This window comes from Sorangiineae bacterium MSr11954 (assembly GCA_037157815.1).
In the GTDB taxonomy this organism is placed as follows: domain Bacteria; phylum Myxococcota_A; class Polyangia; order Polyangiales; family Polyangiaceae; genus Pendulispora; species Pendulispora albinea.
This window is the reverse complement of the sequence record CP089984.1, coordinates 5,228,583-5,246,260: the sequence shown is the minus strand read 5'-3', so window position 1 is coordinate 5,246,260 and position 17,678 is coordinate 5,228,583. Positions and strand designations below refer to the sequence as shown.

The 17,678-nt window shown below is 69.2% G+C and carries 3 protein-coding genes (1 of these 3 only partly in view); all 3 read right to left on the bottom strand.

What is annotated here, in order from left to right:
* Positions 1–3: 3 nt before the first annotated feature.
* Tightly spaced (at most 35 nt apart), the 3 genes in view from LZC94_20450 to LZC94_20440 form a layout consistent with a single transcriptional unit that may run on beyond the window.
* Entirely contained in the window at positions 4–11,079 is an 11,076-nt protein-coding gene (locus tag LZC94_20450; protein ID WXB19584.1) for a type I polyketide synthase, read from the bottom strand.
* Between the two features lie 35 nt (positions 11,080–11,114).
* Positions 11,115–14,813: an amino acid adenylation domain-containing protein gene (locus LZC94_20445; protein ID WXB19583.1), complete on the bottom strand. Its 3,699-nt coding sequence runs from the start codon at positions 14,811–14,813 to the stop codon at positions 11,115–11,117.
* Positions 14,720–17,678, bottom strand: partial view of an SDR family NAD(P)-dependent oxidoreductase gene (locus LZC94_20440; GenBank protein ID WXB19582.1) — the end only. The gene runs 13,364 nt beyond the window's last position; 2,959 of the gene's 16,323 nt are visible here — the last part of the coding sequence; its start codon lies off the right edge, out of view; its stop codon occupies positions 14,720–14,722. Before LZC94_20440 ends, LZC94_20445 begins: the two co-directional genes overlap by 94 nt.

Here is a 17,678-nt window from a genome sequence, read left to right as displayed (position 1 = left end):
CGATCACGCTCCGGATGCTTGGACTTGCTGGTAGAAGTCGAACAGCTCGTCGTCGGTCGCCGATTGGATCCTCTGCACGACGTCTGCGTGCGGCGCGGGGGTGCCATCCAGCTTGGACAAGAGCGCCCTCAGTCGATGCGCGAGGCTCGAACGCCCGACGTCGTCCGGGCCCATCGCGGAGACCATCGTCTCGAGCTTGTCGAGCTCCGCGAAGTCGAACCGGGTGGCCTTCCGACCGTCGGCGAACATCTGCCCGAGCAGCACGTGCGCGAGCGCGGCGGGCGTGGGATGGTCGAAGAGGAGGGTGGCCCGTAGACGCATGCCGGTTGCATGAGCAAGCCGATTGCGTATTTCGAGGGCCATGAGGGAGTCGAGGCCGAGCTCCTGGAGCGGGCGATCGGGCTCGAGGGCGCGGGGAGAGGCGGCGCCCAACACCGTGGCGACCTCGGAGCGCACGAGGTCGAGCAGAAAGCTCTCCCGGTCCTCCTCGGTGGGGAGCGCGAGCAAGCGCTGCTCGAGCGAGGAGGCCGTCATCGTGTTGGACGCGAGCGGCCGAGGAGCCCTGGCGCGCACCAGGCCCCGGAACATGGGCGACACGGCGCCATCGCGCGTCTTGCCGAGGATGGCGGCGTCGAAGCGGGCCGCGACCAGCGCGGCCCCCGAGGCGTCGGGCCGCTCCAGCGCGGCATCGAAGAGCGCGAGGCCCTGCTCGGACGAAATGGGCTGCAGGCCGCCCCGCGCCATCCGGCGCCGATCGACGTCGGTGAGGTGGGCGCTGAGGTCGCTCGTCGCGGCCCAGTAGCCCCAGTCGAGCGAAAGCGCGGAGAGGCCCCGGGCGCGGCGATGGTGCGCCAGGGCATCGAGAAAGACGTTGGCCGCGGCGTAGTTGGCCTGCCCTGGCGTGCCGAGGACCCCCGAAAAGGATGCATAGAGGACGAAGGCGCGAAGGTCGAGGTGTTGCGTGAGCTCGTGCAGATGCTGCGCGCCGTCGAGCTTTGCGCGCAGCACCGCGTGGAGTCGCTCGGCGGTCAGCGAGCCAATGAGACCATCGGAGAGGCTGCCCGCGGCGTGCACCACGGCGGTGAGCGGATGCTCGTGGGAAATGGTGGCCAAGGTCGCTTCGAGGGCGGTGCGGTCGGCCGCATCGCCGGCGGCGAGGATGACACGCGCGCCGAGGGCCTCGAGCTCGCGTGCGAGCGCATCGGCGCCCGGGGCGTTGGGCCCCTGACGCGAGAGGAGCAGGAGGTGTCGCACACCGTGCTTTTGCACGAGGTGGCGTGCGAGCAGGCCGCCGAGGGTGCCGGTGCCGCCGGTGATGAGGACCGTGCCGCGGTTGCCGTCGCCGCCAAGGCCGTTCGGCGAAGGCGACGTCGACTCGGATTCGGACGGGGACTGGGACTCGGACGAGGCGGAGGACGACGAGGCGGAAGGAGCCCATCGGGCGAGGCGCGGGACGAGCAGGTGGCCGTTGCGCAGGGCGAGCTGATTTTCGTCTGCGCGCAAGACTTCCGGCAGGGCACGTCGGGAGGCCTCGGCGGTGTCGATGTCGAGCAAGACGATGGTCGAATCGGGCCTCTCCGATTGGGCGGAGCGCGCGAGCCCCCAGATGGGGGCGTGGGCCAGATCATCGAGCCTGTCGGCGGCGCCGTTATCGGCGGCGCCGTCGTGGGCCGCGATAGCGCCGCGTGTGAGCAAGACCAGGCGCGCCGAGGCGAAGCGCTCGTCGGCGAGCCACGACTGGAGCAGCGCGAGCGAATCGGCGGTGGCGCGATGGGCCGCGGAGACCACGTCGACCTGGGGGTCGGTGGAGACGAAGGGGACGAGCACCACATCGGGCGCGGGTGCGCCCCGTTCGAGGGCGAGCTGCAAGGCGGGAAGATCGGGGTAGCGCTCCAAGCGCGCGCCGAACGCCGCGGCGAGGTCGTCATGGCCCCGACCGAGCAGGGCCCAGCGCGCGACCGGCGTCACGGCGAGCTGGGAGCGAACGGGGATCCAATCGACGCGCACGAGCCCATCGGAGCGCGACGACGACGACGCGGAAGAAACGGAAGAGGCGACCGAAGCGGAGGCCCGTTGAAGCTGCTCGCGGACGATGGGGCGGGTCACGAGGGCTTGAACGTGGGCCAAGGGTTCGCCGGCCGCATCGGCGATCGCGAGCGAGAACGAGCTCGATCCGTCGGGCCGCCGATAGCGCACCCTCAGGATGGCGGCTCCGACGGCGCGGACAGACACATCGCTCCACGCGAAGGGAAGGGAGACATCCGTGGCCGCGGCGGCCGCCTCGACGATGAGCGCGTGCAGGGCGGCATCGAAGAGCGCGGGGTGAAGGACGAAATGGCGTGCCTCTGGCGCCAGAGACTCCGGGAGCGCGACCTCGGCGAAGATCTCCTCCCCGCGCGCGTAGACCGCACGAAGCCCCTGAAACTCGGGCCCGTAGGTGACCCCGGCCTCGGCCAGTTGCGCGTAGAACCCGCCGTGGGGGACAGGTGTCGCGCCGGGCGGGGGCCACGCGCGGAGCTCGAAGTCGAAGGGCTTCGCATCGGGGGGGAGCGGCGCCAAGATGCCTGTGGCGTGCTGGGTCCAGGCGTCGGGTGATGCATCGTCGACGGAGAGCGACGGCGAACCGGGGACTTCGGGGCGCGCGTAGAGGGCGAGCGGCCGGCGGCCTGTCTCGTCGGGCGCGCCCACCGACAGCTGCACCAGTACGGCGGCATTCGCGGGAACGACGGGCAGGACGAGCGGGGCCTCCAAGGTCAGCTCCTCGACCCGATCGAGCCCGAGGCGGTGGGCGGCGGAGAGCGCGAGCTCCACGAAGGCCGTGCCGGGCAAGAGCACCGTCTCGAAGACGCCATGGTCCAAGAGCCACGGGTGCTCGGCGAGCGACAAGCGCCCGGTGAAGAGAAAGCCATCGGAGTCCGCCAGCGCGACGGCGGCGCCGAGCAGCGGGTGGTCCGGGGAAGCCAAGCCGGCCGAGGTCACGTCGGCGTGCCGTGCGCGGGGAGCATCGAGCCAAAAGCGCTCGCGTTGAAACGCGTAGGTGGGCAGCTCGATGCGGCGCGGCTTGCAGGGCCGAAAGAACGCGCTCCAGTCCACGCGCAGCCCGCGGGTATGCAGCTCCGCCAAGTTGAGAAGGATTCTCGCCAAGCGCCCATCACCGCGGTTCAGGGAGCCCACCACCACGGGCGTGCCGCCGACGTTTTCGATCGTCTCGTGCAGGGGCAGGGTGAGCGCACGATGCGGGCTGAGCTCGATGAAGAACACATGCCCGTCGGCGAAGAGGCGCTCGGTCGCGTCTCGAAATCGGACCGGCTGCCGAAGGTTTCGGTACCAGTAGCCGGCATCGAGCTCGGTCCCTTCGAGCCGGGTGCCGGTCACGCTGGAGTAGAGGGGGATACGGCAGGCGCGCGGCGTGATGCCCGCCATCGCCGACACGAGCTCCTCCTCGAGCTCATCGACGTGCTTGTTGTGCGATGCATAGTCACCGCGCCCGCGCTGCGCGTAGACACCCGCGGCCGTGAGCTCCGCCAGCAGCGCGTCGATGGCCCCCGGCTCGCCGACGACCAACGTGGAGCGCGGGCTGTTGACGGCCCCGATGGCGAGCCGATCGCCGAACGGCGCCATGTAGCCCTCCACCTCGCGCAGCCCCAGCTCCACGGCGATCATGGCCGCCTTGCCCGCGAGCTTGTGCAGCGGGCGGCTGCGCAAGGTCACCACCTTGGCCGCGTCCTCGAGCGAGAGGGCGCCTGCGACATAGGCGGCGGCGATCTCGCCCTGGCTGTGGCCGACGACGGCGTCGGGCTCGACCCCCATCGACCGCCAGAGAGCCGCCAGCGCCACCATCACCGCGAAGAGGGCCGGCTGCATGATATCGAGGCGCTCCAACGAGAGCGCGCCCTCCCGTGTGGAGAGCACGCCCTGCAACGACCAATCGACGTAAGGCGCGAAGGCGCGCTCGCACGCCTCGATCTGCTCGCGAAAGACAGGGGAGCTCGCGAGCAGCGACGCGGCCATACCCTGCCAATGCGTCCCGTGTCCCGGAAAGGCGAAGACGACCTTGCCTTCCGCAACACCTCGTCCGGCGATGGAGCTCTTCGTGGCCGCGCCCTTGGCGAGCGCCGCGAGCGCATCGATCAAGGTCGCCCGGTCCTGCGCGACCACCGCGGCGCGATGCTCGAAGTGCGAACGGGTGGTCGCCAGGGAGTGGGCGAGGTCGACGAGCTCGAGCTCGGGGTGGGCCTCGAGGTGCGCGCGCAGCCGCTCTGCCTGCGCACCGAGCGCGTCTTTGCTCTTGGCGGACAACACCACGGGCATCACGGGGGGCTCTTCGGCGCGCGTGCCTTGCGCGGTCTCCTCGCGGACGTCTCGACCCGTCTCCCCGACTGGCGCCTCTTCCAGGATGACGTGGGCGTTGGTCCCGCTGATCCCGAAGGAGGAAACACCGGCGCGGCGCGGATGCCCGTTCGGGAGCCAGGCAACGGGCTCCCTCAAGAGCCGCACGGTCTCGGACGACCAGTCGATGTGGGGAGACGGCTCGTCCGCGTGCAGGGTCTTGGGCAACGTGCCGTGTTGCATCGCCAGGACCATCTTGATGACACCACCCACGCCCGCCGCGGCCTGGGTGTGCGCGACGTTCGATTTGAGGCTCCCGAGCCAGAGGGGATGCTCTTTGGAATGAGCCTGGCCGTAGGTGGCGAGCAGCGCGTGGGCTTCGATGGGATCGCCCAAGGTCGTTCCCGTACCGTGGGCCTCGACGGCATCGATGTCCTCGGGCGAGAGGTTGGCGCTGTCCAGCGCCTGGAGGATGACCTGTTCTTGTGCCGGACCATTCGGGGCGGTCAGCCCCTGGCTCTTGCCGTCTTGGTTCACCGCGGAGCCGCGCACGATGGCGAGCACCGGGTGGCCGTTTCGTCGAGCATCGGAGAGGCGCTCCAAGAGCAGCATGCCGGCGCCTTCGCCCCAGCCCGTGCCATCGGCCTGGGCAGAGAAGGATTTGCAGCGACCGTCGGCGGCCGTCGCGCGCGTGCGGCTCGAGGTGATGAAGACCCACGGCGTGGCCATGACGGAGACGCCGCCGGCCAGCGCAAGGGAGCATTCCCCCTGGCGCAGCGCTTGGCAGGCGAGGTGAATGGCGACGAGGGAGCCGCTGCAGGCGGTGTCGATGGTGAGGGTCGGGCCGTGCAATCCGAACGTGTACGCGATGCGCCCGGAGGCCACGCTGGGGGAGCTCCCCATGCCGATGTACGCTTCGAGGTCGCTCGGAGCGTTCATCAGGCGAGCGCCGTAATCGGTGTACATGATGCCGACGAAGACGCCGGTCTGCGATCCGTGGAGCGCGCTCGCGTCGATGCCCGCGCGCTCGAATGCCTCCCAGGACGTCTCGAGCAAGAGACGCTGCTGCGGATCGACGGTGAGGGCCTCGCGCCGGCTGATGCCGAAAAAGTCGGGGTCGAAGCGATCGGCGTCGTGGACGAAGCTTCCTTCGCGCACGTAGCTCTTGCCGTAGGCGTCGGGATCGGGGTCGTAGATGGCCTCGGCGTTCCATCCGCGGTTGTCGGGGAAGCCGGAGATGGCGTCGCGCCCTTCGCGCAGGAGCTGCCAGAACTCATCGGGGGTGCGTACGCCGCCCGGATAGCGGCACCCGATCGCGATGATCGCGATGGGATCATCGTCGTCGCTGGACGCCCGCTGCGGCCGGGGATGCGCCGCCTTGGCGTCGCGCTCCAGCAACGTGACGAGGAAGCGGGCGATGTCCGCGGGGGTAGGGTAGTCGAACAGCAAGGTGGCGTGCAGACGCAGCCCGGTGACCGCCGAGAGCCGATTGCGGGTCTCGAGGGCCATGAGCGAGTCGAGCCCGAGCTCCTGGAGGGTCCGATGCGGCTCGAGGGCACCCGGGGAGGTCATTCCCAGAACAGCGGCCACTTCGGTCCTGACGAGATCGAGCAGGGCGCGGTCCCGGTCCTCGGGCGCCAAGGTCCGCAGGCGCTGCTCGAGCGAGGACGCAGCCGCGGGGAGCGCCGCCCGCTTGCGCGGCGCATGGGATCGAAGGAGCCCTCGGAACAGCGGCGGCACGGTGCCGTCCCGCGAGAGCTGCTTGCCGAGGACCGCGGCATCGAAGCGCGCCGCGACGAGCGCGGCATCGGGCTGGGCGCGGGCGGCGTCGAAGAGGGCCAACCCCTCTTCGGAGGCGAGGGGGTGCAAGCCGCTGCGGACCATGCGCTGTCGATCGGCGTCGGTGAGGTGGGCGGTCAGCCCGCTCCTTTCGGCCCAAGCGCCCCAGTCGAGGGAGAGCGCCGGCAGCCCTCGCGCCTTGCGATGCTGCGCGAGCGCGTCCAGAAACACATTGGCCGCCGCGTAGTTCGCCTGGCCCGGGCTGCCCAGGACGCCGGAGAACGACGAAAAGAGGACGAAGGCCGAAAGATCGAGATCTCGGGTGAGCTCGTGCAGGTGGAGCGCCGCATCGAGCTTGACGCGGAGAACGGGGTGGAGCTGCTCGGGGCTCAACGAGCCGAGCAGACCATCGGCCACGACGCCCGCGGCGTGAACCACGGCGGTGAGCCGGTGAGCGTCGGGGATCGAGGCCAAGAGCGCGCGAAGCGCATCGCGATCGGCGACATCGCACGCGGCGATGGTCACGCGAGCCCCCGCGGCCTCGAGATGCTGCACCAGCGCGCCGGCGCCAGGAGCGCCCGGTCCCTGCCGGGAGGCGAGGACCAGATGTTTGACACCGTGGCCCTCGACCAGATGGCGTGCCAAGCGACCCCCGAGGGTGCCCGTTCCTCCGGTAATGAGCACGGTGCCTTCGGGATCGAGCGGCGCCGCCGCCGGTGACGGCGAGCGCGGGGGCACACGGGTGAGCCGTGGTGCGAACCACCGTCCGTCGCGAAGCGCCAGTTGATTCTCGGCGGCATCCAAGACGAGCGGCAGAGCGAGGCGCGAAGCGTCGGTGGTATCGATGTCGAGGAGGACGATGGAGGCTTCGGGATTCTCCGACTGCGCCGAGCGCACCAAGCCCCAGAGCGGAGCGTGCACCAGGTCGACCACGTCCTCGCCTGCGGGCGCATCGTCTTCGGCGCCGGCGGGGCGGGAGACGGAAAGCGCGCCCCGCGTGAGCACGATCAGGCGAGTCGAGGTGAGCTGCTCGTCCGCGAGCCAAGCTTGCAGCAGGGCGAGCGCTTCCGCCGTGGCTCGATGGGCCGTCGAGACGATGTCCGCTGGGGGGGCGAACGAGACGAAGGGAACGACCACCGCATCGGGGCGCGGCGCGCCCTGCGCGAGCGCCCCCTCGAGCGAGGCAAGATCGCGGTATCGGTCGAATTGCAACCCGGCCGGGAGCAACGCCGAGCACCCTCCGTGCTCGCCTTCCAAGAGCGCCCAGCGCTCGGACGAAACGATGGGGGAGGAGCTCCAGTCGATCGCCTGCGTCCACTCGAGGCGCATGAGGCCATCTCTGGGAGACCGAGAGGACGCGCGACGGAACTGCTCGCGTGCGACGGGGCGCATGGACAAGGCTTCGACGTGCGCCAGCGGCTCGCCGGCGCTATCGGCGATGTCGAGCGAAAAAGAGCCCGCGTCGCCCGAGCGCCGAAACCGCACCCGCAGCCTGGAAGCTCCGCGGGCGCGCACCGAGAGATCCGCCCACGAAAAGGGTAAGAAGGGCTCGGCCCCGTCGGCTTGGTCGGCGATGAGCGCATGCAAGGCCGCGTCGAGCAGCGCGGGGTGCAAGGAGAAGGGCTCGGCGGCGCGAGCGAGCGGCTCGGTGAGCTCCGCCTCGGCGAGCAGCTCGTCGCCGTGCCGGTAGACGGCGCGAAGACCTTGGAAGTCCGCGCCATAGGTCACCCCGGCATCGGCCAGGCGCTCGTAGAAATCATCCAGCGCGACCGCGTCCGCCCCGGGCGGAGGCCAGTCGCGCAGGTCGAAATCGAACGACGACGCGGTGCTCGGAGCGAGCCGTCCGCTGGCGTGGCGGATCCACGCATCCTCCTCGGAGCTGGCCGGGCGCCCATGCAGGACGAGCGTTCGCCGGCCCGTCTCGTCGGGTGCGCTCACCAAGAGCTGAACGAGCACTGCGGCGTTTGCGGGGTGCTCCGGCAGCACCAGCGGTGCTTCCAACGTGAGCTCCTCCACCCGCTCGAAACCGACACGGTGGGCCGCGACCGTCGCCAGCTCGACGAAGGCGGTGGCCGGAAAGACGACGTCGCCGAAAATCCGGTGGTCCGCGAGCCACGGGTGCTCCGAGAGCGACAAGCGATGGGTGAAGACGAACGCATCCGAGTCGGCCAATGCCAGGCTGGCACCGAGCAGCGGGTGCTCTGCCGAGGAGAGCCCCATCGACGCGGCATCGGCCCGTCGCGGCTCGGGCGCGCCGAGCGCGAAGCGCTGGCGTTGAAAGGCGTACGTGGGGAGCTTTACGCGACGAGGTTTGGCAGGGGCGAAGAACGCGCGCCAATCGAGGTTGCGCCCGCGGACGTGCAGGGTGCCCAGAGCTTCGATGAGCGCGTCGCAATCCGAGCGACCTTTGCGCAAGGCGGCCACGAAGGCGAGAGGCTGCCCATCGTCGGGCAAGGCCTCGCGCGCGAGCGCCGAGAGCACCCCGCTCGGGCCGAGCTCCAAAAAGTTCCGCGCACCGACGGCGTGGAGGGTCTCGAGGCCATCGCGAAAACGAACGGTGCGCCGGACGTGCTCGACCCAGTATTCGGGCGAGCAGAGCTCATCGCCATCGGCGAGCTTGCCCGTGACATTGGAGACCACGGGGATGCGCGGCCGTTCATAGGTGAGGCTGCGCGCGACGTGCCCGAACCCCTCGAGCATACCGTCCATGTGATGGGAGTGAAACGCGTGGCTGACGCGAAGCCGCGACGTCTTGCGCCCCAAGGCCGCAAAGTGCTTCTCCACGTCGAGCACAGCGTCGCTGTCGCCGCTGACCACCGTGGACTCTGACGCGTTGACGGCGGCGATGTTGGCCTTTCCGTTGCTGCGCGACAGCACGCCGCGCACCTCGTCCTCCGACGCTTGCACGGTGAGCATGGCTCCGCGCAGAGGGAGGGCTTGCATCAGGCGCGCGCGTGCGCCGACCAGTTTGCAGGCATCTTCGAGCGAGAGCACGCCGGCCACGTGCGCCGCCGAGAGCTCTCCGATCGAGTGCCCGAGCAGAAAATCGACTTCGAGATCCCAGCCCTCCACGAGACGAAAGAGCGCAACCTCCAGCGCGAACAGACCCGACTGCGCGAAGGCGGTCGGATCGAGCCGGGAGACATCCTCCGAGCCTTCGTCCGCGAGCAGCACGTCGCGTAGCGGCCGCCCGGCGCGCAAGGTGCGCGTCGGGGGCCCGAGGTCGAGCTCTCGTTCGAGGAGCGCGCAAACCACGTCGAAGGTGTCGCGAAATACGGGAAACGTCTCGTAGAGCGCGCGCCCCATCGCCGCGCGCTGGCTACCTTGGCCGGTGAAGAGCACCGCCAGCTTGCCTTTGGTGAGGCCGGCGCCTACCGCGACGCCCGCGAACGAGCGTCCTCGAACGATGCCCTCGAGGGCCGATGCGAGCTCCGTCCGATCGCGGGCGGCGATGGCCGCGCGATGATCGAAGTGCGAGCGCGCGGTGGCCAGGGAGAACGCCACGTCGGCCGGCTCGAGCTCCGGATTCGCCTCGAGGTGATCGCGCAGCCGCTCGGCCTGCGCGCGCAGCGCCACCTCGCTCTTGGCGGACAAGAGAAATGGAAGGACGGGAACGATAGGCGCGCCGGCAGGTTGGCCCGCCCGAGCTTCCGCCTCCTTCGCGTGCCCGGCATCGGCGGAGGGGGCCTCCTCCAGGACGACATGTACGTTGGTGCCGGAGATGCCGAACGAGCTCACGCCCGCCAACCGCGGCGCGGTGCTCCTTGGCCACTCCATCGACTCGGCAGCCACCTTGATGGGCAGCGCGTCCCAAGGGACATGAGGGTTGGGCACCTCGAAGTGCAGGCTCTTCGGAATGCGATCGTGCTGGAGCGACAGCACCACCTTCAGCAAGCCAGCGATGCCCGCGGCCGCATCGGTGTGGCCGAGGTTGCTCTTGATGGATCCGATGACCAAAGGCCGGCCCCGGCCCTCGTCTCCAAACACGTTGCCCAGGGCTTGCACCTCGATGGGATCGCCGAGCGGGGTGCCCGTCCCGTGGCACTCGACGTAGTCGATTGCGTGCGCGGTCGCGCGCGCGTCGGCGAGAGCCCTGCGGATCACCTCTTCTTGGGCGACCCCGTTCGGAACCGTCAACCCTTGGGCGCGGCCATCGTGGTTGATGGCGCTCCCTTTCACCAAGGCCAGAATGGAGTCGCCATCTTTGATGGCGGCGCTCAAGCGCTTGAGCACCACCACCGCGCAGCCGTCGCTGCCGACGATGCCATCGGCCGACGCATCGAAGGGCCTGCACCTTCCACCCTTCGCGAGGTGCCCGAGCGTAAGCCACGACTCGATCTCCCGCGGGGTTCGAGCCATGATCCCCACGCCGCCCGCGAGGGCGACCGTGCATTCCCGGGCGCGCAGCGCTTTGCACGCGAGATGCAAGGCGACGAGGGATGACGAGCACGCGGTGTCGACGGCCATGCTCGGCCCCCGTACCCCCAAAAAATGGCTGACCCGCCCCGACACCACGGCAGCGAGGTTGCCGGTGATATCGTGGCTGTCCGCCTCGCCGCCCAGGCTCGAAAGTCCCGATGCCCCCAGGTAGACTCCGACCCGCGCGCCATCGAGGCGCGACGGCGCGATGCCGGCGCGTTCCAGCGCCTCCCAGGTCACCTCCATGACGAGCCGCTGGCGCCCGTCCATGCGGGCGACCTCGCGCGGCGCCATCCGAAAGAACTCCGCGTCGAACGACTCCACGCCGGGGACGACGCCGCAGGGCAGGGGCGCACCGTCCAGAAATGGCAAGCTGGTGATCGCGTCCCCGCCACCGTCGAGGAGAGACCACAACTGCTCGAGATCGTCGCAGCCGGGGAGCCGGCACGCCGCACCTACGATGGCGATCGGCTCGCTCCGCTCCGATTCCAATCGCCGGGTATGAGCCCTCAGTTTTTCAATGGCGAGGAGCTCGTCCCGGCCGAGTGTCATAGTCTCGATGTTTCCGTCACCCGAAGTTGAATCCATCACTCGTCCTCGTCGTACTCGTATTCGGTCATGGCGGTCGCCAAGCGCTCTTTGACGGTTCGATAGAGCTCCGTGAGGGGCAGCTCCTCGAGCCCGGTGCCGTTCTCCTTCTTCTCTTTCGTCTCTTTCGTCTCTTTCTTTTCTTTCTCGACCCAGTCGGCCTCCGTGCTCGCCTGCGAGCGGCTTCGACCCTCCTCGCGAACGTGTTTGGCGAGCGCATCGATGCTCGGATGGGCAAAGAGCTCGGCCACGGTCAATTGGAGATTCAACTTGCTCGAGAGCCGGTTTTGCACCCGAACGAGCTGGATCGAGGTGCCCCCTAGCTCGTAGAACGTTTCCCCGACGCCGACATCCTCGCGCTCGAGGATCTCCCGCCAAATCTCCACCATCGCCTGCTCGAGATCATCGCGCGGCGAACGGGCCGCGGTAGCCCGTCCGGCGCGCGAAACGTCCGTTCGCGGCGATGGCAGCGCGCGCCGATCCACCTTTCCGCTGGACGTGAGCGGCAACGACTCCAACATCACGAACGAGGACGGCACCATGTACTCGGGGAGCTGCTTGCGCAGCGCTCCGATCACGTCGCGTTCGAGCTGGTCCTGGCCAAACCACCGCGCAGCCTCGCGCGGAGCCGACGAGTCCGCGGATTCGCCGTCGGGAACGACGTACGCGACGAGGTGCTTGTCGCCGCCCTCACCCTCGCGCGCCACCACGACGGCTTCCCGAACGCCGGGATGCGCATGGATGGCAGCTTCGATCTCGCCGAGCTCGACCCGTTGCCCGCGGAGCTTGACCTGATGATCGATCCGCCCGAGGTACTCGAGGGTACCGTCGGGGAGCCACCGGCACCGGTCTCCCGTCCGATACAGGCGGGCGCCCTCGGTACCGAACGGGTCGCATACGAAGCGCTCGGCGGTGAGCTCCTCTCGCCCGAGATAGCCGCGAGCCACCCCCACGCCGCCGATGTACAGCTCGCCCGCCGTTCCAATCGGTAAGGGCTCGAGGTTCTCGTTCAGAACGTGGAGCTGCGTGTTTGCGATCGGGCGTCCGATGGGGACGATGCCCCGCACGTCGTTCGGGCGGCAATGCCAGAAGCTCACCTCAATGGATGCCTCCGTCGGGCCGTACAGGTTGAGGAGCTCGGCGCTGCTGCGCCGCCAGAATTGCTGCACCAGATCGAAGGGCAAGGCTTCGCCGCTGGCGATCACCCGCCGGAGCGTGCGGCAGTCCGCCACGCGAGGCTCCTCGAGGAACGCGCGAAGCATCGAGGGCACGAAGTGCACGGTGGTGACGTTTTGCTCCACGATGAGCTGGGCGATGTACGCCGGATCGCGGTGGCCATCGGGCCGGGCGACCACGAGGCGCGCGCCCGCCACGAGCGGCCAAAAGAACTCCCACACCGATACATCGAAGCTGAAAGGTGTCTTCTGCAGAACGCTGTCCTCGGTGGTCAACCCGTACGTTTCCTGTATCCACTGGAGGCGGTTGAGCAGACCGCGGTGCTCGTTCATGACCCCCTTCGGCTTGCCGGTCGAGCCCGAGGTGAAGATGACGTACACGAGATCCGAGCCGGTCTGCCCATCACGATTCGGTTCGCCCCGAGGCTGATCGGCGATGGCCGCCCAGGTAGGCTCGAGCTGCAAGGTCGGCACTCCGTGGACCTCGATCCGCGCGTCCAAGTGCGGCTGCGTGATCACCACCGGAGACTTCGAATCGGAGATCATGAACGCGAGCCGCTCGTCGGGATAGTCCGGATCGAGGGGCATGAACGCGGCGCCCGATTGGAGGATGCCGAGCAGGGCGACCACGAGCTCGAGGGAGCGGTGCATGCACACTCCGACCACGGTGTTCCGGCCCACTCCGCGCGTTTGCAGCGCATGGGCGAGCTGGTTGGCGCGCTCACGCAGCTCCGCATAACGAAGCTCTCGTCCCTCGAAGACGACGGCCACCGCTTCGGGCGTGCGCGCGGCTTGATCCATGGCGAGCTGGTGGACGAGCTTGTCGTTTCGATAGTCTCTCGCCGTGTCGTTCCACCGAAGCAGCGCGCTTCGCTCGGCCTGCGAGAGCATCGACAGCCGCCCGATGGGCACGTCGGGCGTCGCCATCGCTGCCCCGAGGAGCACCTCGAAGTGTGCAGCCATGGCCTCGATGGTCGTGCGGTCGAAGGAATCGGCCGCGTACTCCAACTTGCCGCGCAGGCCGTCCTCGTGCTCGACGAGCTCGAGGTAGATGTCGAACTTCGCGGCTTGGACCGTCGCGGCGCTCTCGTCGTCCCACGCCAGGCTCGCCCCTTCGCCTCCCGGCAAGGCACGAAAAGGCGGGAGCAGGTTCAAGGTGGTCTGGACGATGGGGTCGAGGCTTTGGCCCGCCTCGCCGTGGTGCGCGCGCACCACCTCGCCGAAGTCCACGTCTTGGTGCCGGAGGGCCTGACGGGTGGTCTCCGCCATGCGAGCCACGAGCTCGACGAAGGTCGGATGGGACGAGAGATCGCACCGCAAGACCACGGTGTTGATGAAGAACCCGAGGACGCGATCGAGCTCGGTCCGGTTTCGATTGGCGATCACGGTGCCGATGGCAAAGTCCGATTGCCCGCAATACCGATGGAGGACGCAAGCCCACCCGGCCAAAAGAACGGCAAAGAGCGTATGGCCTTCACGAAGCGTGAACTCGCGTACCGAGCGCGCGAGCGCCGGAGCGATGTTCACGCGCACCACATCGCCGCGAGGGCTCGGGGCTTTTGCCTTCTGGGCGGTATAAGGCAGCTCGAGGCGCGGAAGGCCGGCCAGCCGTTCTTTCCACCACGCCGCGCTCTCCCGATACCGGTCCTCGGCGGCCCGTGCCCTCGAATAGCGTACGAAGTCCGAATACTGGAAGCGCAGCTCGGGGAGCACCGCCGCGTCGGCGCCGCTTCGGTACAGGCGAGCCAGCTCGTCGGCAAAGACACTCTCCGACGTGGCATCGGTGATGATGTGGTGTTTGACGAAGAGGAGCGTGTGCCGGTGCTCGTCGTGGATCAGCACTCGCGCGCGCCACAGCGGGCCGCGCACGAGATCGAAGGGGCGCGCTCGGAGCTCCGCCGCCATGTGTGTGACGCTCGCCCCGGAGCGCGGGCCATCACCGTCGTGCGCGCGCAGATCGATCACGTCCAGCGGGGTGGGGCCGTCGGGAGCGATGAGCGCCCGCGGGATCTCTGCCGTTCCAGGTAGCACCGCGAGCTCCGGGAACGCGGTTCGCAGCGACTCGTGGCGCTTCACCAGGAGCGCGAGGCACCGGCGAAGGAGCTCGATGTCGAGCGGTCCCGTCGACCGCAACGCGGAGAGCTCGTTGTACTGGCCGCTCTCGGGCGCCAGGCGGTCGAGAAACCATAGCCGCTCCTGCCCGAACGACAGCGGGGCGAGCCGCACCTCGTCGCCGTCGCCGCGCGCCGGGCCACGTCGCGCGACGCGATCCCACGCGGGATCCTCGTCCTCGTCGCCGGAGCCCGATCGGCCGATGCGATCCCGAAGATAGCCGGCGAGCGCGTCGAGGGTGGGGTGGTCCAGGGCAACGGTGGTCGGTAAGGCGATGCCCAGGCGGCGCCCCAAGGCGTTTCGGAGCTCGATGGCCATCAGGGAGTCGAGGCCGAGCTCCTGCAGATGACGATGCGGCTCGAGGGTTGCCAGCGACGCAAGCCGTAGGACGTCCGCCACCTCCGTGGACACGAGATCGAGCAGCGCGCGGTCGCGATCTTGGGGGGACGCGGCGAGCAGGCGCTGCTCGAGGGACGAAGACGTCTGGGTGTTGGTGGCACGGGGGCGCGAAAGGGCGGGTCGGACGAGATCGCGCAGCAGGGCGGGTGTGGGCTGTTGGCGTGAGGGCGCGAGGTCGAAGCGTGCGGCGACGAGTGCGGGCTCGGGGCGGGCGAGGGCGAGGTCGAGCAGGGTGAGCGCTTCGTTGGAGGCGAGGGGTTGAACGCCGGAGCGGAGGAAGCGTGCACGATCGGAGTCGGTGAGGTTGGCGGTGAGGGCGCTGGTGTCGGCCCAGTAGCCCCAGTCGAGGGAGAGCGCGGGGAGTCCGCGGGATTTGCGATGGTGGGCGAGGGCGTCCAAGAAGACGTTGGCGGCGGCGTAGTTGGCTTGGCCCGGGCTGCCGAAGACGCCGGCGAGGGACGAATAGAGGACGAAGGCGCGGAGGGGGAGATGTTGGGTGAGCTCGTGGAGGTGGAGGGCGGCGTCGAGCTTGGCGCGCAAGGGGGTCTGGAGTCGCTCGGTTGTGAGAGAGGAGAGGACGCCATCGTCGAGTGCGCCGGCGGTGTGAAAGAGTGCGGTGAGGGGGTGCTCGGGGGGATGGTGGCGAGGAGGGCCTCGAGGGCGCTTCGCTGGGAGACATCGCCGGCGGCGATGGTGACGTGAGCGCCGGCAGCTTCGAGCTCGCGTTGCAGCGCATCGGCGCCTTGTGCGGTGGGGCCCTGACGGGAGACGAGCAGGAGGTGTCGCACGCCCCACGAGCGGACGAGATGTCGAGCCAGCAGGGTGCCGAGGGTTCCGGTGCCCCCGGTCACGAGGACGGTACCTTCGTGGAGGTCCGTGATCGGGGACGATGGTGTCGGAGATGAAAGCGACAAGGACGACGGCGTCTGCGACGATAGAGAGGACGATGGCGTTAGACGGGCGAGTCGTGGGACGCGTAGGTGGCCGTCGCGGAGCGCGAGCTGGTGTTCGCCGCGCCATGCGCCCGTCTTCGTCAGGGCAACGAGCACCGAGTCCAGTGCGTCGGCCGACGCATGGTGCTCGTCGGTGTCGAGGAGAAAGAGCGGGTGCTGGGGGTTCTCGTTTTGGGCGGAGCGGACCAGCCCCCAGAGCGAGGCGTGAACGAGATCGGCCACGTCATCGCGGGCGTGGGTGGCGATAGCCCTTTGGGTGAGAAAGACGAGCGGACGTGAGGCGAGGCGTTCGTCGGCGAGCCACCGCTGGAGCAGGGCGAGGGCGCCAGCGGCGGCTTGGTGCGCGGAGGCGATCAGGGCGGAGCCGTCCGCGGGGCTGGCGGAGCATCGAACGACGAGGAGATGGGGCAGGCCGTCGGGCTCGTGGGAGCTCAGGGCGTCGAGCGCAGAGAGTGCGGTGCCGTGCTCGAGTCGCAGGTTTAGGGAACGGACGTTTTCGGAGAGGGAAGGTCGCTCGTTCGGGAGCTGGGTCCAATCGAGCCGCAGAAGCGGAAGGTGGTGACCGGCCGCGCGCAAAAGCTCGGGAGCCACGGGTCGGGTGGTGAGCGTATTGACGCGCGCGAGCGGCTCGCCGGTGGTGTCGGCGAGAAAGAGGGCGACGGTACCCTCGATGGGACGTGGCTGAAGGCGCACGCGCAACGAGGAGGCAAAGGCCGAGCGAAGCGCGACATCGGCCCAAGCGAAGGGCAGGTGCACGCCTTTCGCATCGCGGAGCGATTGTGCGGCGAGCACGTGCAGGGCGGAGTCGAAGAGCGCGGGGTGTAAGGTGAAACGCGCGGCATCTTCGGAGCGCACGTCGGGTAAAGCGACCTCGGCAAAGAGCTCGCCGTCGCGCTCGAAGGCGGCCCGAAGGCCCTGAAAGTCGGGGCCATAGGTGAGGCCGGCATCGGCGAGGCGCTCGTAGAGGCCATCCAACGCCAAGGGTGTAGCCCCCGGGGGAGGCCAATCGCGCAGATCGACCTCGAACTGGGAATCGAAGTCGTTTGCCGCGGCGGACGCGGGGAAGCCCTCTGCAGTGTTGCTCTGCGCCAACGTGCTCGCCGACGCATCGGGAGCAAGCCAGCCGCTGGCGTGTCGGGTCCAGGCATCCTCGGGCGCATCGTGGTGGCGCGCGTGGAAGGTGAGCGAGCGTCGCCCGGTCGAATCGGGCGCGCCGACGGCAAGCTGGAGGAGCACGGCGGCCTTTGGGGAGTGGGATGGGAGCGCGAGGGGCGCTTCCAGGGTGAGCTCCTCGACGCGATCGAGCCCGACGCGGTGGGCGGAGACCAACGCCATCTCGACGAAGGCGGTTCCGGGCAAGATGACGGAATCGAAGACCCGGTGCCCCGAAAGCCACGGGTGCTCCGCGAGCGACAAGCGATTCGTGAAAACGACGGCCTCGGAGCCGGCCAGCGCGAGGGCGGCACCGAGCAGTGGGTGCTCGGCGGACGTAAGCCCCACCGATGCGACATCGGTGTTCGGAGCCGCCGGAGCATCGAGCCAGAATCGCTCCCGCTGAAAGGCATACGTGGGCAGGGGGACGCGACGAGGATGCCAAGGGCGGAAGAACGCGTCCCACTCGAGGCGATGCCCGCGCGCGTGCAAGGCGCCGAGGGCTTCGATCCACGCATCGCCATCGGGGCGATCTTTGCGCAGGGTGGGCACGAAGGCGATCGACTGCCCATCATCCGGCAACGTCTCGCGTGCGAGCGCCGAGAGCACCCCGCTCGGGCCGAGCTCCAAAAAGGTTCGGGCCCCTTCGAGGTGAAGGGTCTCGAGCCCGTCGCGAAAACGAACGGTGCGCCGCACGTGCTCCACCCAATACTCGGGCGAGCAAAGCGCATCCGCTTCCGCCAGATTGCCCGTGACATTCGAGACTACGGGG